The following is a 20,056-nucleotide window of genomic DNA, read 5'->3' as shown; positions in this document are numbered from 1 at the left end:
GCGTCTCCTCGGAAAAGCGGGATCAGGCGGCGGTCAGCCCGGCCACGAACGTGCGATAATCGTGCAGCGGGCGGCCCAGCATCGCGGTGAGCCGCGCGCGATCCCCCGCTTCGGGGATCATGCCATGCGCGGCGAAGCGCGCCGCCATCATGCGCATGTCGAAGGCCATCCAGGCCGGCATGGTGGCGCGCAGCGTCTGCTCGAAGCCGGCGCCATCCTCGCCGCCATAGGCGATCTCGCGGTTGAGCGCCGCGCTCCAGACCGCCGCCGCCTCGGTGCCGGTCAGCGTGTCCGGGCCAACGAGCGGGATGCGCAGCCGCGGCAGCGGGCCGGGTGCGCGGTTGCGGCGCAGCAGCTCCAGCGCCGCCACCTCGCCGACATCGCGCGCATCCACCATGGCGATGCCCTTGTCGCCCAGCGGCATGGGGTAGACGCCATAGTTCGTCACCACATCGCGGATGGCGGCATCATTGTTCATGAAATAGGCGGGCTGGAGGATGGTGGCGGCCATGTCGGTCGCCTCGATCATGCGCTCCACCACCGCCTTGCCCGCGAAATGCGGCACGTCGGCATAGAGCGCGCCGTGGATCACCGAGAGATAGACGATCCGTTCGATCCCCGCCTCGCGGGCGAGGTTGAGCGCGGTGAGCGACTGGGTGACTTCGTCGGCGGCGACGGCGGTCAGCAGGAACAGCGTCGACACGCCCGACAGCGCGGCGCGGAAGCCGTCGATATCGAGCATATCCCCTTTGGCGAGCGCGACGCCGGCGGGCAGCTGCGCGCGGGCGGGATCGCGGACATAGGCGCGCACCGATGCGCCGCGCGCGACAAGCTGCTCAACGACGACACGGCCGATGGTGCCGGTGGCGCCGGTGACGAGGATGGTCATGTCTGCACTCCTTGTTTTCCGTGGACAGCGCCAATCTAGTGATCCACAAGCAGGGCAATAGATGCGCGTTTTGGACACGCCGTCTCGCTGGTGGAACACATGGATCTGCTCGCCCTTGCCGATTTTGTCCTGGTGGCGCGTCATGGCGGCTTCGGCCGCGCGGCGCGGGCGAGCGGCCGCCCCAAGGCCACGCTGTCGCGCCGCGTGGCCGAGCTGGAGGCGGCGCTGGCGCTGCGCCTGTTCGAGCGCGGCGGCCGCGATTTGAAATGCACCGAGGAGGGCCGCGCGCTCTATAGCCGCGCCGCGGCGTTGCTCACCGAGCTGGACGAGACGGTGGCGGCGATCGCGTCGGGCGGCCGCGAGGTCCGCGGGCGGCTGCGGATCAGCGCGCCGCTGCTCTTCGCCCAGGCGGCGATGGGGCGGCTCGCGGCCGAGTTCGTGCGCCGCCATCCGGCGGTGCAGCTGGAGGTGACCAGCGAGGACCGGCCCGTCGACATGATCGAGGAAGGCTATGATCTGGCGATCCGCGTCGATCCCGATCCCGATGACCAGCTGGTCGGCCGTGCCTTTCTCCATGATCGGCTGCTGGTGGTCGCCAGTCCCGCGCTGGCGCGACCGGCGGACGGCGCGCCCGTGCCCGCGATCCTGCGCCACCCCGAGCCCGGTTCCTGGACGCTGCGCGACGCCGCCGGCGCAGAGCACAGGCTCGCGATCGCGCCGCGCCTGCACCTCTCCTCGCTCGCCATGATCCGCGATGCCGCGCTGGCGGGCGCGGGCGTGGCGCGGCTGCCGCTTTCGCTGGTAAGCCAGGCCTGTGCCGAAGGCGTGCTGGTCAGCTGGGGCACGGTGCCGGGCTCGGAGATCGCGCTCTGGGCGCTCTATCCGTCGCGCCGCCTGCTGAGCGCGCGCGTGGCCGCCTTTCTCGAGCATCTCCGCCAGAGCTTCCCCACCGGCGCGCCCGAGGAGCTGGCCCGCTTCCAGGCCGCGCACGCCTGAATTTTAGGGCATCGCAGGGGCTTGCATCCGAACCGATCCGGCGGGACGATCGCCGCCGGGCGGACACGCACTAAGGGGATTGCCATGATGGATCGCGCACGGGCGCCACTTCTCGCTTTGGCCCTGCTCCTGCTGCCATCGGCCGCGCCGCCGCCCCCGGCCGCCCCGCCGATCGAGGAGCGCAGCCTCGCCGATCTGGGCGGCGCGCTCGCGCGCGGCGAGACGAGCAGCGTAGCGATCACCGCCGCCTATCTGGCGCGCATCGCCGCGCTCGACGGCCAGGGGCCGGCGCTACACGCGATCATCGCGCTCAATCCCGATGCAATGGCCGAGGCCCGCGCCAGCGACGCGCGCCGCGCGGCCCATGCCACGCGCGGCCCGCTCGACGGGCTGCCGCTGCTCATCAAGGACAATATCGAAACCGCCGATCCCGTGGCGACCACCGCCGGCAGCCTGGCGCTCAAGGACAATATAAGCCATGTCGATGCGCCGGTGGTGGCGCGGCTGCGCGCCGCCGGCGCGGTGATCCTCGCCAAGGCCAATCTTTCGGAATGGGCCAATATCCGCTCCACGCGCGCGCTTTCGGGCTGGAGCGCGATGGGCGGGCTCGTGCGCAACCCCTATGCGCTCGATCGCACCGCCTGCGGCTCGTCGAGCGGCACCGGCGCGGGCGTCGCGGCCAGTTTCGCGGCGGCGGGGATCGGCACCGAAACGGATGGCTCGGTGGTATGCCCCTCCTCGATCAACGGGCTTGTCGGGCTCAAGCCGAGCATCGGCATGGTCAGCCGCACGCGCGTGGTGCCGATCAGCCATTCGCAGGACACGCCCGGCCCGATGGCGCGCACGGTGCGCGACGCCGCGCTCCTGTTCGGTGCGATGGTGGGCCCCGATCCCGCCGACCCGACCACGACCGCGGCGGCGGGACGGGCGCAGGATTTCACGGCCGGCCTGCGCGCGGACGCGCTGCGCGGCCGGCGCGTGGCGGTGCTGACCCCGGCCACCATGACGCCCGCCGCCGCCGCGCTGTTCGAGGCCGCGCTCGCCACGCTGCGCCGCTGCGGCGCGGTGCCGGTGCCGGTCGCCCGCCCCGATCTCAAGGGGCTCGAGGAGGCCGAACAGATCGTGCTGCAGACCGAGCTCAAGGCGGATCTCAACGCCTATCTCGCCGCCACGCCGGCGGCGGTGCGCACCCGCAGCCTTGCCGCGCTGATCGCCTTCAACCAGCGCGAGGCGGCGCGCGAGATGCCGCTGTTCGGGCAGGAGCTGTTCCTCGCGGCGGAGCAGACCAAGGGGCTCGACGATCCCGCCTACAAGGCGGCGCGCGCGGACACGCTGCGCCGCGCCGCCGGCGCGCTGGATGGGATGCTCCACCAGGCCGGCGCGACTATTCTGGTGACGCCGACCTATGAGGCCGCTTGGCTCAGCGACACCGTCTATGGCGATCAATATGACGGGCCGAGCGCCTCGGGCCTGCCCGCCATGGCCGGTTATCCGCACCTCACCGTGCCGATGGGCGCGGTGCGCGGCCTGCCGCTGGGCCTTTCCTTCATCGGGCCGCGCTTCAGCGAGGCGGCCTTGCTGAACGCGGGCTATGCCTTTGAACAGGCGCAGCACGGCCGGACCGCGCCGCGCTACAGGCCGACGGTGGAAAGCGGCGCCGCGCTCGATCCGGCACGCTGAGCCGCGCGACGGTCTCGGATCCAAGGCGGCCGGACGGTTCGGGACGCTTGCGTCGCTCTGTTATAGCACGCTATATACCCTGCTATAGATCAGGCAGGAGGCTGGGCGATGGCTGACATATTGGCGGATCTCGGCGCGACCTTTCTGGGCAGCCGGCTCAAGCGTCTGGCCGAGCGGCTGCAGGGCGATGCCGCGCGCATCATCCGCGCCGCCGGCTTTCCGATCCAGCCCGCCCAATTCCCGATGCTTGCGGCGGTGGATCGCTATGGCCCGATCAGCGTCGGCCGCGCGGCGGAGCTGCTCGGCGTTTCCCAGCCGGTCGTGACGCGCACGCTGACGGGGCTGATCGACGCGGGGCTGCTCGAAACGACGCGCGATGAGGCCGATCTCCGCCACAAGACGATCCGCCTCACCCCGGCCGGAACGGGGCTGATGGCGCGCGCCAAGCCGCTGATCTGGCCGCGTGTCGATGCGGCGGTGCAGGAATTGTGCGCGCCGCTTTCCGGCGATTTCCTCACCCAGGTGGCGCAGCTCGAGGCGGCGCTCGACGCGCGGTCGCTCGAAGCGCGGGTCGCGGCGCGGCCGCCCGCCTTCAGCGTACTGCCCTGGTCCCCGGACCGCGCGGCCGATTTTTATCGCATCAGCGCGGAATGGGTGGAGGCGATGTTCCGGCTCGAGGAGAATGACATCCAAATCCTCACCCGCCCCGAGGAGCTGATCATCGCGCGCGGCGGCGACATCTTGTTCGTGGCGACGCCCGATCTCGGGGTGATCGGCACCTGTGCGCTGATGAAGATCGAGGACGGCGTGTTCGAGCTTACCAAGATGGGCGTCAGCGCGGCGGCGCGCGGGCGCAAGGCGGGCGAATTCCTGCTCGCCGCGACGCTGGAGCGCGCCCGCGCGATCGGCATGACGCGGCTCTATCTGCTGACCAACCGCAGCTGCGCGGCCGCCATCCACCTCTACGAGAAGCACGGCTTCGTCCATTCCGAGGAGATTATGGAGCGGTACGGCAGCCGCTACGCGCGCTGCGACGTGGCGATGGACTATCGCTGGTAGGCGCGCGCCGTCAGATGCGGTTCACCCGAAGCCGCCTAGAAAGCGTTTCCGGCATGCTTGTCCATCGTCCTTCGGAGGAGATTGCGATGACACCCGACGAACGCGCGCTGCTGGCCCGCTATCTCGATGATCTTAACGCCACCCGGGGCGTCCGCAAGGATGCCGAGGCCGATGCCCTGATCCGGCAGGCTTTGTCCGCCAATCCGGACGCGGCCTATCTGCTCGTCCAGCACGCGATCGTCGCGGACCAGTCGCTCTATGCGGCGCAGGCGCGGATCGAGGCGCTGGAGGCGCAGCTGCGCGAAACTCCGCCGCCCAGCTTCCTGCCCCCCGCCAGCCCCTGGCGGAGCAGCGGCGCGCCCGCTTATGCCGCTCCCGACGTCGCGCCGCCGCCGCCACAGCAGCGGCCCGGCCTCTTCTCGGCCGATAGCGGGCTGGGCAGCTTCCTCCGCAATGCCGGCACGACTGCGGCGGGCGTGGCCGGCGGTGAGATGCTGTTCAGCGGGCTCTCGGATCTGTTCGGCCACCATGGCGACGGCGCGCTGCGCGACCGCCCCGAGGAGACGGTCGTCAACAATTTCTACGGCGACGATGGCGACGGCGATATGGATCGCCCCGACGATCCCGGCAATTGGTGAGCCGGCAGGGCGCCGCCGCTGCCGGGGGGCGCCGCGCAGGGCCGCCCCGGGCGCGGCGCCCGGCTTTCGGAGCTAAGGCGTGGGGCTGTGGGTGAGGCGCGTGATCAGCTCCACCTCGGCCGGGCGATAGGGGGTGCCGTCCGTGTGCAGCACATCGTGGAACCACACGGTCGGCTCCTCCAACGTATAGGGCCGCTTCCAGCTGTCCCAGGGCAGGCGGGTCTGCTCCTTGCCGTCGACAAAGCCCCAGTTGATCATCGCGACATGGTGGCGCTTGCCGATCGGCAGCGAGCCATCGAAGGTCGAGCCGGCGCCGCGCGCCATATATTCGGTGCAGAGCACGGGCCGGCCATAGCCTTCCAGCAGCCCGATCCGCGTCTCCATCGATTCGGGCCAGCCATAATCGTGGAAGCTGATCACATCGGATTGGCCGAGCTGGACATCCTCGATCGGGCGATGGCGCGTGCCCGGCGCCCAGTCGGTGCCCAGCCACACCCCGCTGGTGAGCGGCTGGCTGGGATCGGCGCTGCGCGCCCAGGCGAAGACCTGCGGCAAGAGCCGCGTCACCATCTCGGCCTTGTCGGCGGGCTGGCCGGGATATTGCTCGGCCGGATTGTCGGGCTCGTTCCACACGTCCCATCCGAGGATTCGGTCATCCTTGGCGAAGCGGCCGATCACGCCCTTCACATAGGCCTCCAGCACCGGCCGCTGGCGCGGATCGGCGAGCGCGGCCGGGCCGGGGGATTGGACCCAGCCCGAATTATGCACGCCCGGGATCGGCGGATGCTGCGGCCCGAGCTTGGAATTCGGATCCCAGCAGCTGTCGAACAGCACGAACAGCGGCTTGATGCCATGGCGATGGGCGATCGCGAGGAACTGATCGATCCGCGCGGCGAAGCCCTGGCTGTCCTGCGCCCAGAGCTTGTCGTGCAGGAAGACGCGCATCGTGTTCATGCCCATCTTCTGCGCCCAGCCCAGCTCGAGATCGATGCGCGCCGGATCGAAGCTCTCGGCCTGCCACATCTCCAGCTGGTTGATCGCGGTGGCCGGCAGATAGTTGGCGCCGACAAGCCAGGGCTGGCGGCCGTACCAGCTCTTGGCCTCGGCCGGGGTCCAGCGATCCCGCGCGAGCGCCGGGCTCGCGCACAGCAGGGCGCCGGCGAGAAGCGTGGTAAGCGAACGGATCATGGCGTCTCTCCTGGAGCCGGGCTCAGCGCGCCGAGAAGCGGTAGCGGATATGGTTTTCATAGGTCTGGCCCGGATCGAGCCGCACCGACCCGAAGGCCGGCTGGTTGGGCGTATCGGGGAACATCTGCGGCTCCAGCACGATCGCGTCGCCCTCGCGATAGATATGGCCACGCTTGCCGGTGATGGTGCCGTCGAGGAAATTGCCCGAATAGAATTGCAGCCCCGGCTGATCGGACGATAGCTCCATCACCCGCCCCGAAGCCGGATCTTCCACCCGCGCCATCAGCTGCATCGCGCCCGGTTTGGTGGCCGACACGACCCAGTTGTGATCATAGCCGCGACCGTAGCGCAGCTGCGTGTCGCGGCCGTCGCGCACGCGCAGGCCGATCACGGTAGGGGTGCGGAAATCGAAGGGCGTGCCCGCCACCGGCTGGAGCTGGCCGGTGGGAATGGCGGTGGCGTCGGTGGGGGTGAAACGGGTGGCGGGGATCATCATCCGCAGCCCCATCGCGCCCGCCGGATCGCCCTCGCCCGCCAGATTCCAATAGGTGTGGTTCGAGAGATTGACGAGCGTCGGCCGGTCGGTCGTGGCGCGATAGACGATGTCGAACGTGCCGTCCGCGCCCAGGCTGTAGGTGGCGGTGGCGGTGAGCGTGCCGGGATAGCCCTGGTCGCCATCGGGGCTGACATAGCGCAGCGTCACGCTCGGCTGCGCGCCGCCGCTGGTGGCGATCACCGTCCACAGCACCTTGTCGAACCCCTTGGTGCCGCCATGCAGCGCGTTGGGGCCGTCATTGACCGGGGTCTGATAGGATTTGCCGTCGAGCGTGAAGCGGCCCTTGGCGATGCGGTTGGCGACCCGCCCGACCGTGGCGCCGAAGAAGTTCGGCTTGGCGAGATAGCCGGCGAGATCGTCATAGCCGAGCACGATATCGGCGCTGTGGCCGGCGCGATCGGGCACCGAGAGCGCCTGCACGCTCGCGCCGAGCGTGAGGATGGTGGCGCTGCGCCCCGCACCGTCGCTGAGCGTGATCGCCTCCACCGCCCGTCCATCGGGCAGCTGGCCGAACGGCGCGCGGCGGACGGTGCCGGCCGAGGCCGAGGCGGCCAGGGCGGCGGCGGCGACCGCCCCCGTAGCGAGTTTCCAGATCATCCGCTCTCCTCTCAATCGGCTCGCGGCCTTCAGCCCGCCGCTTCGCGTCTTGCTAATATTATATGATAAATGAGCGCAAGTCTGGAGTCGTGCGCTCGACCGTCGAGGCCAGGCTCACCCTCTTGTGCCCGTACAGACTCGGAGCATGAGGCTCCGATCGCGCCTCCTAGACCATCGTTCAAATTGCTACCATACGGTATGCAGCTGAGTTCAGGCCGTTCGTCGCACCGACGCCTCGCCTGATCGGTGCGTGATGCGAACCCGCCACAGTTTGGCGCGAGCGTGAAGCCGGTATTCACCATCCTCACTTTTTGGCTGGCCGAGCGCATAATTGTCGGATAATTGCCGCGGCTTCGGACATGGTCCGCAACAAATCACACCCCGCACGCGGAACGCGGCGGCCAGGAGAGAGAGATGAGGATCAAGAACGTGCTGCTAGGCTCCGCGTCGCTGGCGGGGCTGCTGCATCCGGCCGTCGGCATGGCCCAGGCACAGGATCAGGCCAGCGTCACCGCGCCCGCGCCCACCGCCAATGAGGGCGATCAGGCGCCCACCAACGCCACCGCCGCGCAGCCGGCCGCAGCCTCCAACGCCGCGCCCGCGCAGCCGACCCAGGAGATCGTCGTCACCGGCATCCGCGCCAGCCTCGCCGCCGCCGAGACGATCAAGCGCAAGTCGGACCAGATCGTCGACGCCATCGTCGCGCAGGATATCGGCAAATTCCCGGATCCGACGGTGGCCTCGGCGCTGCAGCGCGTGCCGGGCGTGCAGGTCGTGGTGGGCGACAATAACGAGATCCAGAACCCGCTCGTCCGCGGCCTGGGCGATATTCTCAGCACGCTCAATGGCCGCGAGGTGTTCACCGGCGCCGGGCGCGGCTTCTCCTTCCAGGATATTCCGGCCGAAGCGCTCGCCGGCGCGCAGGTCTACAAGAACAACAGCGCCAACATGATCGAGGGCGGGGTCGCCGGCCTCATCAATCTCGATCTGCACCGCCCGTTCGATTTCAAGGGCTTCACCATCGCGGGCTCGATCCGCAACACGCTCTCCACCAATCTCAACCAGAGCTACCCCTCGGCCAGCCTGCTCATCTCCGATCGCTTCGATACCGGCATCGGCGAGATCGGCGTGCTGGTGAACGCCTCCTATTCGCGGACCAAGTTCGATCGGCCGGTGGCGTTCGACGATCTGCTGCGCTCCGGCAATCACGGGCCGCCCGGCGCGGCCGGCGCGCTGCTGCCCACCGGCACCGGCGGCCTCAACCAGTTCGGCACCTATTCCCGGCCGCAGATCAACGCCTCGATCCAGTGGAAGCCCTCGCCCGATTGGCAGGTCTATGCGGACGGCATGTTCGCGGGCTATCGCAACCGCTCCTCCACCGCCTTCATCATCAACGATGCCTTTGCCGGCTCGCGCATCGGCAATTTGCAGACCGACAATAACTGCAACGACTATAGCGTGAACGGCGCGGGCTTCTACGATCCGGCCGGCACGGTGGAGCATCTCTGCAACGCCACCTCCTACACCTCGTACAATGGCGTGGGCTTCACCAGCAATCAGGCGCACCAGCAGCACACCAACGATTTCATCTTCGGCGGCGGCGTGAAATATGATCATGATCGCCTGCACGCCGATGTCGACGTGTCCTATGAAAAGTCGACCTATTACAGCAAGACGTTCATCATCGACATCGGCAAGCGCCTGCCGCAGATCGATATCACCACCAACCGCGACAATGGCGTGGACTTCAACGTGCCGGGCAATCCGCTGGCCCAGCCCGATGGCTTCTACTTCACCAACGGCCTCGACGACGATCGTCTGAAATCGAACGGCACGCTCTTCGCCACCCAGGCGGATGCCAAATATGATGTCGGCGGCCTGCTCGACGAGATCCAGGTCGGCGGCCGCTATGCCCGGCGCATCGGCCGCTATCAGGAGGTGATCGTCAATCCCGCCGCGCCCGGCGGCGCCTATGCGACGCCGGTGGACGGCCAGGGCCTGCCCGCCAATTTCCTGCAGACGGTACCCGGCGTGCCGCGCATCTATGGCGGCAGCCCCTGGCTCCAGCCCGGCACCGACGTGCTGCTCGATCCCGCCGTGGAGGATCGTCTGCGCCAGATCTTCCTCATCCCGACCGGCGACCAGCCCTATGATCCGGCCCGCAGCTTCTACGCCAAGGAGCAGACCTATGCCGGCTATGTACAGGGCAAGTACAAGATCGGCATCGTCGGCGATATCGCGCTCGATGGCCTGGTCGGGGTCCGCTACACCCGGACGGACCGCAGCATCGCCGGCACCGGATCGGTGATCGGCACCAATGGCGGCACCACGCTGGTGCCGGTGAGCCGCTCGACCAGCGACACCAATTGGCTGCCCAACGCCAGCGCGCGCCTTACCCTCACCAAGGGTCTCCAGGCCCGCGCCAGCTACGCCAAGGTCTTGTCGCGGCCCGATTTCGGATCGCTCAATCCTGGCCTCAACTATGCCGTCTCGACCAATCAGAACATCCAGAATGGCGGCTCGCAGGGCAATCCCGATCTCAAGCCGCAAAAGGCGGACGAGCTGGACGCGACGCTGGAATATTATTTCGGCCGCTCCAACTATATCTCGGCGGGCGTCTATCAGAAGACGATCAGCGACCGCGTCATCACCAATGGCGTCGATACGGTGATCGGGACCAATCACTACCTGATCCAGACCCCGCGCAACCTCGGCAAGGCGCGGCTGCGCGGGCTGGAGGTCAGCGCGCAATATTTCCTCGATTTCCTGCCCGGCCCGCTGTCCGGCTTCGGTCTGTTCGGCAACTACACCATCGCCGACAGTAAGGTGACGAGCCGCAGCGATCCGCTTTACGGCTTCCCCCTGCTCGGCGTCTCCAAGTACAATTACAATGCCGGTCTCTTGTATGAAAAGTACGGCGCTTCGTTCCGCCTGATCTATACCCACCGGTCTAAATACTATGATGGGGACAACACCACCTCGGTCAACATCCGGCCGGTGGATCAGCCGATCATCCTGAACGGCGTGCGGCCGAACGGGCGGCTCGATTTCAGCCTGAATTATGATGTGACCCGCAACATCACGCTGACCGCCGATGGCACCAACATCACCCGGGCGCGCTACGAAAGCTTCTATTATGCGGAGCTGAACCCGCACGATATCCGCTTCGATGACAGCACCTACTCGATCGGCGTGCGTTTCCGCTTCTGATCCTGTGCCCTTTGGGCCGGCGCCCGGCGCCGGCCCGCCTGCAAGGGAGGCCCCATGCCGTTCCGATCCGCCTTCGCGCTCGCACTCGCGCTCACCGTCGCCGCCGCGCCCGCGCCCGTCGCGCACAATCCGGTCTTCGCCGGCGCCGATCCCGATATCGTCGCTTTGTGCGGCCGCTGGTATGTCTATCCGACCGATTCCGGCGACGCGGCGGGCGGCTATGCGGCGACGCGCATCTATGCCTATGCCTCGCCCGATCTGCGGCACTGGACGCGCTCCGCGCCGGTGCTGACGATGCAGGCCATTCCCTGGGTGAATGACGATCACGCCCCCAGCCACGGCCTCTGGGCGCCCAGCCTCACCGCCGCGCATGGCCGCTATTATCTCTATTACTCGATCGGCCCGCAGAACCCGACCCCGAGCCGCATCGGCGTCGCCGTCGCCGACCGGCCCGAGGGGCCCTTCACCGATAGCGGCCGCCCGCTGCTGACCGGCGGCCAGGGCTTCGAGGCGATCGATCCCATGGTGTTCATCGATCCCAAGAGCGGCACGCCCTATCTTTATGCGGGCGGCAGCGCGGGGGCGACGCTCCGCATCTTCGCGCTCAAGCCCGACATGACCGAGATCGCGCGCGAGATCCCGGTCAAGACCCCGCCCTTCTTCACCGAGGGCGCCTTCGTGCACGAGCGGAACGGACTCTATTATCTGTCCTACAGCCACGGCCATTGGAACGGTCCGGACTATTCCGTCCATTATGCCACCGCGCCGACGCCCGTCGGCCCCTGGACCTATCGCGGCCGCATCCTGGCGGGCGATGCGCGTCATCAGGGCCCGGGGCACCATGCCTTCGCGATGAACCCCAAGACGGGCCAATGGGTGATCGCCTATCACCGCTGGCAGCGCGGTCCCGGGCCGGGGCCGTACCAGGGCACGCGCCAGGTGGCGATCGATCGCATCCGCTACGACAGCACGGGCGCGATCCTGCCGGTGGTGATGACGGATGGCGCGCCCCCCGCCTCGCCGCTGCCGCCCGCGCGCTGCGGCGCGGAGGCGCGGCGATGAGGCTCGATCGACGCACGCTGCTCGGCGCGGGCGGCGCGCTCGCCGCGGGCACGCTGCTGCGCGGCCCCGCCGCCGCCGGCGCGACGCCGCCGCTCAATGCGGGGCTGACCGGCTATCTCACCGGTCTGCACGATCCCGTCATCATCCGCGAGGGTGAGACCTATCATGTCTTCGGATCGGGCGGCTGGAATGGCCGGCCGGGGCCGAGCTGGCGCATCTCGCGCGATCTGAAGACCTGGACCGACAATGGCATGCCTTTCGGCATTCCCGATTGGGCCAAGCGCGCCATCCCGCAGGCGGAAAGCGTGTGGGCGCCCGATATCCACTTCGTCGACGGGCTGTACCGCCTCTATTATTCGGTCTCCACCGGCGGCAGCATGCGCTCCGTCACCGGGCTCGCCACCTCGCCGACGCTGGATCGCCACGCGCCCGGCTATGGCTGGACGGATCATGGCCTGGTCGTCGAAACCGCGCCGGGGTCGGGCTATAACGCGATCGACTCCAACTTCTTCCGCGATGCCGATGGGCAGGACTGGCTGTTGTTCGGCAGCTATTGGGGCGGGCTGAAGCTGATCGCGCTCGATCGCGCCACGGGCAAGCGCCGCGCGGGCGATACCGCGCTCCACGCCCTTGCCTATCGTCCCGCACCGGAGGGCGCGGACAATCCGATCGAGGGCGGCTTCCTGTTCCGCCACCAGGACTATGTCTATCTGTTCGCCAGCTTCGATTATTGCTGCCGCAAGCTCGCCTCCAACTATTACGTCGCCGCCGGCCGCGCGCGCTCGGTGCTGGGGCCGTTCGTCGACAAGAAGGGCCGGTCGATGATGGACGGCTATGCCGAGACGGTGCTGATCGAGCGACCCTGGGGCGGCACGCGCTGGCGCGGGCCCGGCCATTGCGGGCTGATGCACGATGGCGCGCGCGATCTCATCGTCTATCACGCCTATGATGCCGAGCATGACGCCGCGCCCACGCTGCGCCTCGCCGTGCTCAGCTGGGATGCGGAGGGCTGGCCCGTCGCGCTGAGCTGAGCCGCTCAGGGCGCGGGCGACGCCGCCGCGCGCGCCTCGCGCGGGGTGAAGCCGAAGCGCGCGCGGAAGCGGCGGTTGAAGTGCGACAGATCCGCGAAGCCGACGTCCAGCGCCACGTCGAGGATGCGCCGCGCGCCGCCGCGCAGCAGCGCCAGCGCGCGATCCAGCCGGATCGCCGCCAGCTCCTCGGCGAAGCTCTGGCCGAGCGCGTGAAAGGCGGCGTAGCCGCTGCGTTCCGAAAGCCCCACCCGCGCCGCCACCGCGCGCATGTCGAGCCGGGGCTCGCCATGATGCGTCACCATCACGTCGCGCATCGCCGCCACGCGCGCGCGGTGCAGCGCCGCCCCCGCCATCGGCGCGGCGCCGGCGCCGCCTTCGAAGGTGAGGCGCACCAGCTCGCGCAGATGGCAGGCGGCGATCGCGGGCACGGGCGCGCGCACCGCCTGACGCAGCACGGCGAGCATATAGCTGCGCAACAGCAGCATATGGTCTGCATCGGCGTGCAGCGCGGCGCCCGCCAGCGCCGCCTCGCCGCTCAGCGTGTCCCGCGCCACCTGGAGCATCGCCAGGCGGGTGTTGGGAAAATGGGTGAAGACGCGGCGGCCGTTGGTGACGAGCGCCCCGCCGCCCTGCGCCACCCGCACCCGGCTCTCGCCCTGCTCGATCAGCAGTTCGCCCGCCAGCGGTACGAACAGCGTGATATTGTCGTCGCCATCGGCGAGATGGCGCTGGCTGCGCTCCACATCCAGCGCGGCGAGATGCGCCTCGACCAGCCGCGCGCCGCGCCCGACATCGAGAATGGCATAGTCGAAACGGGCGGCCTCGGCATCGCGCGGGGCGGCGCGCGCGCCCACCAGCCGGGCGCTGATCTCCTCCGATATGAAGGCCGCGCGCCGCGCCGGCTCGATCGGCTCGGCGCTGATGCGGATCACCGGCTGGCCGGCTGCGCTCCCATCCAAGTCCTTTGCAGCCATAGCCAAGCCCCCGATACTCGACTCGGCTACAGCATAGCGCACTACTCATGATCGAGCGAGCCCGACAGTGTCGCCCGCGCGCGACAATCTGCCTGGCCCGGACTGCGCCGTTGACTGGTCGTGCCGTAGCGAGAGCTTGCATCGTCACGCTTATGTCTTCGCCGTGTCTGCGATCGGGTGGCAAGACGCGGTGAATTCGCCGGACTGGCGGAACCGAACGGGAGGGGAAGGCGAAGATGGCGGAACTCGATATCCACGAGGTGCAACAGGCGGTGGCGGAGGCCCGGGCCAAGTGGCGCGTCCAGGCGCCGCCGGCCGGCGCGGCCCGGCATCCGCTCGGCTGGAACCCGGCGCCGGGCGCGCTCGTCCAGGCGGCGCTGCAGCGCACCGCCCTGCTGGTGCGCGCGCCGGTGGCGCCCGGCAGCGCCGAGGGGCTCGGGTCGAGCCAGGCGCCGCTGCTCGGCGGCCCGCCGCGTCCCCCCAGCTTCGACTGGCGCAGCCGCAAGGTGATCGGCCCCGTCACCGATCAGCGCTGGTGCGGCTCCTGCGTCTCCTTCGCCACCGTCGGGCTGGTCTCGGCAATGGCGGCGATCGAGCTTGGCGTGCAGCCGCCCGATCTGTCCGAGGCGGACCAGCATTTCTGCTCGTCCCATGGCGCCGGCTGCGGCGGCTGGAATAATCATGACGCGCTCGATCAGATCCGCCAGCGCGGCGTCGTCGGCGAGGCCGATTTTCCCTATATGAGCGCGTTCGATACGCCGCCCGTCACCACCGATCCGAACGATCCCAACGCCCTGTGGGTGGCGCATTGCCGCGGCGTCGCCGATCGCCCGGGCAAGATCTGGAAGATCACCGCCTTCGCCGCCTTTTCCGGCGATGCCCGCAAGGACTATCTCGCCAAGGTCGGCCCGCTGGTGTGCGGCTTCCAGGTCTATGAGGATTTCGACAGCTATGGCGGCGGCCTCTACACCCATGTGACGGGCGCGCTGCGCGGCGGCCATGCCGTGCTGGTGATCGGCTATGACGATAACGCCGGCTGCTGGATCTGCCGCAACAGCTGGGGCAGCGGCTTTGGCGGGCCGGCCGATCCGGACGGCACCGGCGCCGGCTTTTTCCGCATCGGCTATGGCCAGTGCGGCATCGACAACGAGCCCATGTACGGCGCCACCGGCGTCATTCCTCCCAGCCCATCCGGCTGGCGCGGCTGGTGGCCGGTGGGAAATGGCCAGGCGGCGCCCAACGGCGCGGTGTTCGGCGTGTCGCGCGGGCCCGACCAGCTCGATATCTTCGTGCCCGGCGCGCATGGCGAGACCAACACGGCGGCCTGGCAGCCCGATTTCACCAGCTGGCACGGCTGGTGGCAGGTGCAGGGCGGCGTCGCCGCGCCGGGCAGCGCGGTGACGGCCGTGAGCCGCAGCCGCGACAAGCTCGACATCTTCACTTTGGGCACCGATCACCGCATCTACACCGCGGCCTGGGAACCGGGCTTCACCGGCTGGCATGGCTGGTGGCCGGTGCTCGATCTGCGCGGCGCGCCGGGCAGCTCGGTGTTCGGCGTGTCGCGCAGCGCGGACAAGCTGGACATTTTCGCGGTCGGCGCCGACCAGGGCATCTACAGCGCCGCCTGGGAACCGGGCTTTGCCGGCTGGCACGGCTGGTGGCGCATCCAGGGCGGCGCGGCGGCGCCGAACAGCTCCGTCACCGCCGTCAGCCGCAGCGCCGACAAGCTCGATATCTTCGCGGTGGGCACCGATCACAAGGTCTATACGGCCGCCTGGGAGCCCGGCCTGGGCTGGCGCGGCTGGTGGCCGGTGCTGGGCGGCGTGGCGGCGCCGGGCAGCTCGGTGTTCGCGACGGTGCGCGCCCCTGATCATCTCGACATTTTCTGCGTCGGCACCGATCGCGGCGTCTATACGGCGGCCTGGGAGCCGGGCTTTACCGCCTGGCATGGATGGTGGCGGATCGGTACGCTGCGCGCCATGCCGGGCACCTCGGTCCATGCCGTGTCGCGCGGGCTCAACAAGCTCGATATCTTCGCCGTGGGCGAGGACGGCACGATCTGCACCGCCGCCTGGGAGCCGGGGCTGGGCTGGCGCGGCTGGTGGCCGATCCTGAACGGGCGGTCCGCGCCCGGCTCGATGGTGAGCGCGGTGGTGCGGGCGCCCGATCATCTCGATGTCTTCGCGGTCGGCACCGATCACAAGGTGTGGACCGCCGCGTGGCAGCCATGAGCGACACGCCGGCCGATTTCAGCCTCACCGGGCGCGCCGGCACGGCCATCGTCCTGCCGATCGGCCAGCCGCCCGCCACCGGCCATGGCTGGTGGCTCGATCTTCCGCCCGGCCTCGCCCGGGTGGAGGATGCGCCGGCGCCCCCGCCCCCGGCCGCGGCGGCGCTGGGCGCGCCGGCGGGCGGGGCGCTGCGGGTCACCGGCGCGCCGGGCCGCTACCGCATCACCGCCCGGCTCGCCCGCCCCTGGGCGCGCGACCAGCCGATCCGCACGCTGGTGATCGACCTCGTGATCGAATGACCAGGCCCCGGCGACGCCGCGCCTAGATCCGGCCCAGCGCCAGCGGCACCGCCGCCGCCAGCATCAGCAGCGCGGTGGCGCCATGCATGCCGAAGGCGTGCGCCCTGGATCCCCGCGCGGCGAGGATCACCGTCATGTCGCCGATCGGGATCAGCGCGAAGATCAGCAGCACCAGCCCCAGCTGGGTCGACGGCGCCGCCGCGAGCAGCGCCAGCACCGCGAGCCCGCTGGCGCAATCCCGCACCCCCTTGAGCCTGAGCCACCAGGGAATGTGCGGGCCCGGCTCGGGCAGCGGCAGGCCGAAGCTGCGCGCGGCCGAGCGCGGCGTCGCCAGATACAGAATGCCGATCACGATAATCATCAGCGCGGCGACCAGCGCCACGCCCAAAGCCAAATCCCGCATCTCGACCTCCATCGATTGACGATCACCAGATAAACTAGCGTTGCTAGATTTTCAAGTGCTGCTAGGATGAGGCCGATCATGCGAGGAGAGCGGCGGATGACGGCGGCGGATCGGCGGAAGCGCGAGCGGGCGGAGCGGGGGCGGCGGATCATCGCGGCGGCCCGCGCGATCGCCGAGTCGGAGGGGTGGAGCGCGGTCACGATCCGTCGCCTGGCCGAGCAGATCGATTATTCCCAGCCCGTGCTCTACGCGCATTTCGCCAATCGCGACGCGATCGTGGCGGCGGTCGCGCTGGACGGGTTCGACGCGCTCGCCGCCGCGCTGGCGGAGGCCGCGCGCGCCGCCGCGCCCGGCCGGGCGGCGCGAGGCGTGGCCGAGGCCTATCTCGCCTTCGCCGATCGCCATCCCGCGCTGTATCAGGCCATGTTCGTGCTGCCGACCGGGCTCCGCTTCGCCGAGGCGGACACGCCGCCGCCGCTGCGCGCCGCCTTCGCCGCGCTGGCGGCGGTCGCGCCGCCCGAGGCGACCGATGCGCAGGGCTGGACGGAAACGCTGTGGGCGGCGCTCCACGGGCTGGCCGAGCTGGAGCGCACCGGCCGCATCCGCGCCGAAGCGCGCGCCGCGCGGCTCGCGCTGCTCGCCGGCCTGCTCTCGCCCGCCGCCGCCACCCCCGAGACGCCCGCGCGTCGCTCGGCTAAGCCTAGGGCATGACAATCCTGATTCCCGTGCTTGGCGATCAGCTCTCGCTCTCGCTCGCGTCGCTCCAGGGGGTGGATCCGGGCGCGGCGGTGGTGCTGATGATGGAGGTGGCGGAGGAGACCCGCTATGTCCGGCATCACAAGACCAAGCTCGTCTACATTTTGTCGGCGATGCGCCACCATGCCGAGGCGCTGCGCGCGGCCGGCTGGCGGGTGGATTATGTCGCGCTCGACGATCCCGAGAATAGCGGCAGCTTCACCGGCGAGGTGGCGCGCGCCATCCAGCGCCACGATCCCGCGTCGATCCGCGTCACCGAGGCGGGCGAATGGCGCGTGGCGGCGATGCTCGACAGCTGGCAGACGCTCTTCGGCCTGCCCGTCGAGATTTGCGCCGATACGCGCTTCATCGCCAGCCATGCCGTGTTCGCGGAGTGGGCCGAGGGGCGGCGCAGCCTCACCATGGAATTTTTCTACCGGGCGATGCGCGTCCGCACCGGCCTGCTGATGGACAAGGGCAAGCCCGCCGGCGGCCGCTGGAATTTCGACGCGGAGAATCGCAAGCCGGCGCCGCGCGATCTGCTGATGCCGCGCCCGCTCGCCTTCGCGCCCGATGCGATCACGCGCGCGGTGATCGCGCTGGTCGAGCGGCGCTTCGCCAACCATCCCGGCCGGCTCGACGGCTTCGACTATGCCGTGACGGCCGCCGATGCCGAACGCCAGGCCGCCGCCTTCCTCGCCAACGCCCTGCCCCAATTCGGCGATTATGAAGACGCCATGCTGATCGGCGAGCGCTTCCTGTGGCACTCGATATTGTCGCCCTATATCAATGCCGGGCTGCTCGATCCGCTCGATCTCGCGCGCCGCGCCGAGGCAGAATATCGCGCCGGCCGCGCGCCGCTCAACGCGGTGGAAGGCTATATCCGTCAGCTGATCGGCTGGCGCGAATATGTCCGCGGCATCTATTGGCGCGAGGGGCCGGACTATGTGGAGCGCAACGCGCTGCACCACACGCGCGCTCTGCCCGGCTGGTACTGGACCGGCGAGACCGACATGCGCTGCCTGGCCGAGGCGATCGGCCAGACCATCGCCACCGCCCATGCCCATCATATCCAGCGGCTGATGGTGATCGGCAATTTCGCGCTCCTGATCGGCGCCGATCCCAAGCAGGTGCATCGCTGGTATCTGGAAATCTATCTCGATGCCTATGAATGGGTGGAGCTGCCCAATACGCTGGGGATGAGCCAGTTCGGCGATGGCGGCCTGCTCGGGTCCAAGCCCTATGTCTCGTCGGGCGCCTATATCAACCGCATGTCCGATTATTGCCGCCACTGCCGCTACGACGTGTCGGCGCGCACCGGGCCCGATGCCTGCCCGTTCAACGCGCTCTACTGGGATTTCCTCGCGCGCCACGAAACGCGGCTGCGGTCGAACCGCCGGCTCGCCATGCCCTATCGCACCTGGGACCGGATGGACGCGCCCAGCCAGGCGGCGATCCGCGATCAGGCGGCGGACTTTCTCGCGCGGCTCGATCCCGGCACGGCCGAGGACGAGGCGGCCGGCTACTGATCGCCCGCGCGCGTCGCCAGCAGATGATGCAGCACGATGCCGCTGGCGGTGGCGACGTTGAGCGAATCGAAGCCCGGCGCCATCGGAATGCGCACGCTGGCGACGCGGCGGAGCAGGTCCGCGTCGAGCCCCGGCCCCTCGGCGCCGAGGAGCAGCGCGGTGCGCGGCGCGGGCGGCACCGCCGCGAGCAGGGTCGCGCCGCGCGGGCTGAGCGCGAGCCCGCGAAACCCGTGCGTCGCGAGCAGCGCGGGCAGATCGGCATCACGCGGCAGCCGCGCGAAGGGCACCAGCAGCGCCGCCCCCACCGACACGCGGATCGCCTTGCGATACAGCGGATCGCAGCAGTCCGCATCGAGCAGCACCGCCGCCACGCCGAATGCGGCCGCGTTGCGGAACAGGCCGCCCATATTGTCGTGATTGGCGATGCCCGAGAGCAGCAGCACGTCCGCCGCCGGCGGTAGTGCCGCGAGCAGCGCCTCGGCATCGGGCGGATCGATCCGCCGGCCGGTGGCGAGCAGGCCGCGATGCACGGCGAAGCCCGCAATCCGGTCGATCACCGGCTGGGCGGCGGCATAGACCGGGGTATCGGCGGGCAAGCGCGCCAGTATGTCGGCCATGGCGTCCAGCCGATGCGCCGCGATCAGCAGCGATTCGGCGCGGATGCCGGGCGCCCCCGCCATCTTCTCGATCACCACCCGCCCCTCGGCGATGAACAGCCCGTCGCGACCGATCAGGTCGCGCTCGCGTACCGCGTGATAGGGGGCGAGGCGCGGATCCTCCGGATCCGCCACGTCGACGATGCGCGCCACCTCACTCGTCCGAGAAGCGCTTCACCTTGTTGGGCAGATCCTTGCCCTTGGTGCGCCGCGACGGCGTCTGCACCGGATTTTTCTTCTTCCACGCCGCCCAGGTCATCGGGCCTTCGGGCGTCTGGATGATCGTCTCGTCAAGCGTGTCGGCCATCTCCGGGGCTTACACC

18 protein-coding genes are annotated in these 20,056 nt (G+C 69.6%); 11 read left to right on the top strand and 7 right to left on the bottom strand.

Annotation, left to right across the window (positions count from 1 at the left end):
* Positions 1–22: 22 nt before the first annotated feature.
* Complete coding sequence (locus LHA26_RS17550; RefSeq protein WP_252168794.1) at positions 23–889, bottom strand: SDR family oxidoreductase; 867 nt, start codon at positions 887–889, stop codon at positions 23–25.
* Positions 890–988: 99 nt separating this feature from the next.
* On the opposite strand from LHA26_RS17550, the gene LHA26_RS17545 reads away from it, so the two are divergent.
* From LHA26_RS17545 to LHA26_RS17530, 4 genes are all read left to right on the top strand, one after another.
* Positions 989–1,885, top strand: a complete 897-nt coding sequence (locus LHA26_RS17545; protein WP_252168793.1) for a LysR family transcriptional regulator — start codon at positions 989–991, stop codon at positions 1,883–1,885.
* Positions 1,886–1,972: 87 nt separating this feature from the next.
* Positions 1,973–3,565 (top strand): amidase, encoded by a 1,593-nt coding sequence (locus LHA26_RS17540; protein WP_437441272.1) that lies wholly within the window; start codon positions 1,973–1,975, stop codon positions 3,563–3,565.
* Positions 3,566–3,673: 108 nt separating this feature from the next.
* Positions 3,674–4,624, top strand: a complete 951-nt coding sequence (locus LHA26_RS17535; protein WP_252168791.1) for a bifunctional helix-turn-helix transcriptional regulator/GNAT family N-acetyltransferase — start codon at positions 3,674–3,676, stop codon at positions 4,622–4,624.
* Positions 4,625–4,710: 86 nt separating this feature from the next.
* Entirely contained in the window at positions 4,711–5,262 is a 552-nt protein-coding gene (locus tag LHA26_RS17530; RefSeq protein ID WP_252168790.1) for a DUF2076 domain-containing protein, read from the top strand.
* Between the two features lie 72 nt (positions 5,263–5,334).
* Here the strand turns inward: LHA26_RS17530 and LHA26_RS17525 are convergent, their stop codons facing one another.
* Complete coding sequence (locus tag LHA26_RS17525; RefSeq protein ID WP_252168789.1) at positions 5,335–6,450, bottom strand: glycoside hydrolase 5 family protein; 1,116 nt, start codon at positions 6,448–6,450, stop codon at positions 5,335–5,337.
* 22 nt (positions 6,451–6,472) lie between these two features.
* Positions 6,473–7,603, bottom strand: coding sequence for an aldose epimerase family protein (locus LHA26_RS17520; RefSeq protein WP_252168788.1), 1,131 nt, complete (start codon positions 7,601–7,603; stop codon positions 6,473–6,475).
* 414 nt (positions 7,604–8,017) lie between these two features.
* Here LHA26_RS17520 and LHA26_RS17515 point away from each other — a divergent pair, with 414 nt between their 5' ends.
* The 3 genes from LHA26_RS17515 to LHA26_RS17505 are packed head-to-tail and all read left to right on the top strand — an operon-like array spanning position 8,018 to position 12,906.
* The gene (locus LHA26_RS17515; RefSeq protein ID WP_252168787.1) at positions 8,018–10,813 is read left to right on the top strand and encodes a TonB-dependent receptor; all 2,796 of its coding nucleotides are present in this window, start codon (positions 8,018–8,020) and stop codon (positions 10,811–10,813) included.
* A 54-nt stretch (positions 10,814–10,867) separates the two neighbouring features.
* A complete protein-coding gene (locus tag LHA26_RS17510) occupies positions 10,868–11,875 on the top strand; it encodes a family 43 glycosylhydrolase (RefSeq protein ID WP_252168786.1) in 1,008 nt (335 codons plus the stop codon).
* Positions 11,872–12,906: an arabinan endo-1,5-alpha-L-arabinosidase gene (locus LHA26_RS17505; RefSeq protein ID WP_252168785.1), complete on the top strand. Its 1,035-nt coding sequence runs from the start codon at positions 11,872–11,874 to the stop codon at positions 12,904–12,906. The genes LHA26_RS17510 and LHA26_RS17505 overlap by 4 nt, the downstream gene beginning before the upstream one ends.
* 5 nt (positions 12,907–12,911) lie before the next feature.
* Here the strand turns inward: LHA26_RS17505 and LHA26_RS17500 are convergent, their stop codons facing one another.
* A complete protein-coding gene (locus LHA26_RS17500; RefSeq protein ID WP_252168784.1) occupies positions 12,912–13,865 on the bottom strand; it encodes a helix-turn-helix transcriptional regulator in 954 nt (317 codons plus the stop codon).
* Between the two features lie 251 nt (positions 13,866–14,116).
* Between LHA26_RS17500 and LHA26_RS17495 the strand changes: the two genes are divergently transcribed.
* Together LHA26_RS17495 and LHA26_RS17490 are read left to right on the top strand one after the other, a co-directional pair.
* On the top strand, positions 14,117–16,111 hold the full coding sequence (locus LHA26_RS17495) for a C1 family peptidase (RefSeq protein WP_252168783.1): 1,995 nt from the start codon (positions 14,117–14,119) through the stop codon (positions 16,109–16,111).
* The gene (locus tag LHA26_RS17490; protein WP_252168782.1) at positions 16,108–16,410 is read left to right on the top strand and encodes a hypothetical protein; all 303 of its coding nucleotides are present in this window, start codon (positions 16,108–16,110) and stop codon (positions 16,408–16,410) included. Before LHA26_RS17495 ends, LHA26_RS17490 begins: the two co-directional genes overlap by 4 nt.
* A gap of 22 nt (positions 16,411–16,432) precedes the next feature.
* Here the strand turns inward: LHA26_RS17490 and LHA26_RS17485 are convergent, their stop codons facing one another.
* Positions 16,433–16,813, bottom strand: a complete 381-nt coding sequence (locus LHA26_RS17485; RefSeq protein ID WP_252168781.1) for a DUF4267 domain-containing protein — start codon at positions 16,811–16,813, stop codon at positions 16,433–16,435.
* Between the two features lie 96 nt (positions 16,814–16,909).
* On the opposite strand from LHA26_RS17485, the gene LHA26_RS17480 reads away from it, so the two are divergent.
* Together LHA26_RS17480 and LHA26_RS17475 are read left to right on the top strand one after the other, a co-directional pair.
* On the top strand, positions 16,910–17,524 hold the full coding sequence (locus LHA26_RS17480) for a TetR/AcrR family transcriptional regulator (protein ID WP_252168780.1): 615 nt from the start codon (positions 16,910–16,912) through the stop codon (positions 17,522–17,524).
* Entirely contained in the window at positions 17,521–19,077 is a 1,557-nt protein-coding gene (locus tag LHA26_RS17475) for a cryptochrome/photolyase family protein (protein WP_252168779.1), read from the top strand. Before LHA26_RS17480 ends, LHA26_RS17475 begins: the two co-directional genes overlap by 4 nt.
* Here LHA26_RS17475 and LHA26_RS17470 read toward each other — a convergent pair.
* Together LHA26_RS17470 and LHA26_RS17465 are read right to left on the bottom strand one after the other, a co-directional pair.
* Complete coding sequence (locus LHA26_RS17470; protein WP_252168778.1) at positions 19,071–19,886, bottom strand: TrmH family RNA methyltransferase; 816 nt, start codon at positions 19,884–19,886, stop codon at positions 19,071–19,073. The genes LHA26_RS17475 and LHA26_RS17470 overlap by 7 nt on opposite strands.
* Position 19,887: 1 nt before the next feature.
* On the bottom strand, positions 19,888–20,040 hold the full coding sequence (locus tag LHA26_RS17465) for a hypothetical protein (protein ID WP_252168777.1): 153 nt from the start codon (positions 20,038–20,040) through the stop codon (positions 19,888–19,890).
* Positions 20,041–20,056 lie beyond the last annotated feature (16 nt).

The organism is Sphingomonas morindae, from assembly GCF_023822065.1.
Lineage (GTDB): Bacteria > Pseudomonadota > Alphaproteobacteria > Sphingomonadales > Sphingomonadaceae > Solisphingomonas > Solisphingomonas morindae.
Note: the sequence above shows the minus strand (reverse complement) of the source record. Positions and strands in the feature narration are given on the sequence as shown.

Excerpts from the sequence above, each read along its gene's own strand:
- LHA26_RS17550 (WP_252168794.1), bottom strand. The coding sequence starts at position 889 with ATGACCATCCTCGTCACCGGCGCCACCGGCACCATCGGCCGTGTCGTC.
- LHA26_RS17545 (WP_252168793.1), top strand. The coding sequence starts at position 989 with ATGGATCTGCTCGCCCTTGCCGATTTTGTCCTGGTGGCGCGTCATGGC.
- LHA26_RS17540 (WP_437441272.1), top strand. The coding sequence starts at position 1,973 with ATGGATCGCGCACGGGCGCCACTTCTCGCTTTGGCCCTGCTCCTGCTG.
- LHA26_RS17535 (WP_252168791.1), top strand. The coding sequence starts at position 3,674 with ATGGCTGACATATTGGCGGATCTCGGCGCGACCTTTCTGGGCAGCCGG.
- LHA26_RS17530 (WP_252168790.1), top strand. The coding sequence starts at position 4,711 with ATGACACCCGACGAACGCGCGCTGCTGGCCCGCTATCTCGATGATCTT.
- LHA26_RS17525 (WP_252168789.1), bottom strand. The coding sequence starts at position 6,450 with ATGATCCGTTCGCTTACCACGCTTCTCGCCGGCGCCCTGCTGTGCGCG.
- LHA26_RS17520 (WP_252168788.1), bottom strand. The coding sequence starts at position 7,603 with ATGATCTGGAAACTCGCTACGGGGGCGGTCGCCGCCGCCGCCCTGGCC.
- LHA26_RS17515 (WP_252168787.1), top strand. The coding sequence starts at position 8,018 with ATGAGGATCAAGAACGTGCTGCTAGGCTCCGCGTCGCTGGCGGGGCTG.
- LHA26_RS17510 (WP_252168786.1), top strand. The coding sequence starts at position 10,868 with ATGCCGTTCCGATCCGCCTTCGCGCTCGCACTCGCGCTCACCGTCGCC.
- LHA26_RS17505 (WP_252168785.1), top strand. The coding sequence starts at position 11,872 with ATGAGGCTCGATCGACGCACGCTGCTCGGCGCGGGCGGCGCGCTCGCC.
- LHA26_RS17495 (WP_252168783.1), top strand. The coding sequence starts at position 14,117 with ATGGCGGAACTCGATATCCACGAGGTGCAACAGGCGGTGGCGGAGGCC.
- LHA26_RS17490 (WP_252168782.1), top strand. The coding sequence starts at position 16,108 with ATGAGCGACACGCCGGCCGATTTCAGCCTCACCGGGCGCGCCGGCACG.
- LHA26_RS17485 (WP_252168781.1), bottom strand. The coding sequence starts at position 16,813 with ATGCGGGATTTGGCTTTGGGCGTGGCGCTGGTCGCCGCGCTGATGATT.
- LHA26_RS17480 (WP_252168780.1), top strand. The coding sequence starts at position 16,910 with ATGACGGCGGCGGATCGGCGGAAGCGCGAGCGGGCGGAGCGGGGGCGG.
- LHA26_RS17475 (WP_252168779.1), top strand. The coding sequence starts at position 17,521 with ATGACAATCCTGATTCCCGTGCTTGGCGATCAGCTCTCGCTCTCGCTC.
- LHA26_RS17465 (WP_252168777.1), bottom strand. The coding sequence starts at position 20,040 with ATGGCCGACACGCTTGACGAGACGATCATCCAGACGCCCGAAGGCCCG.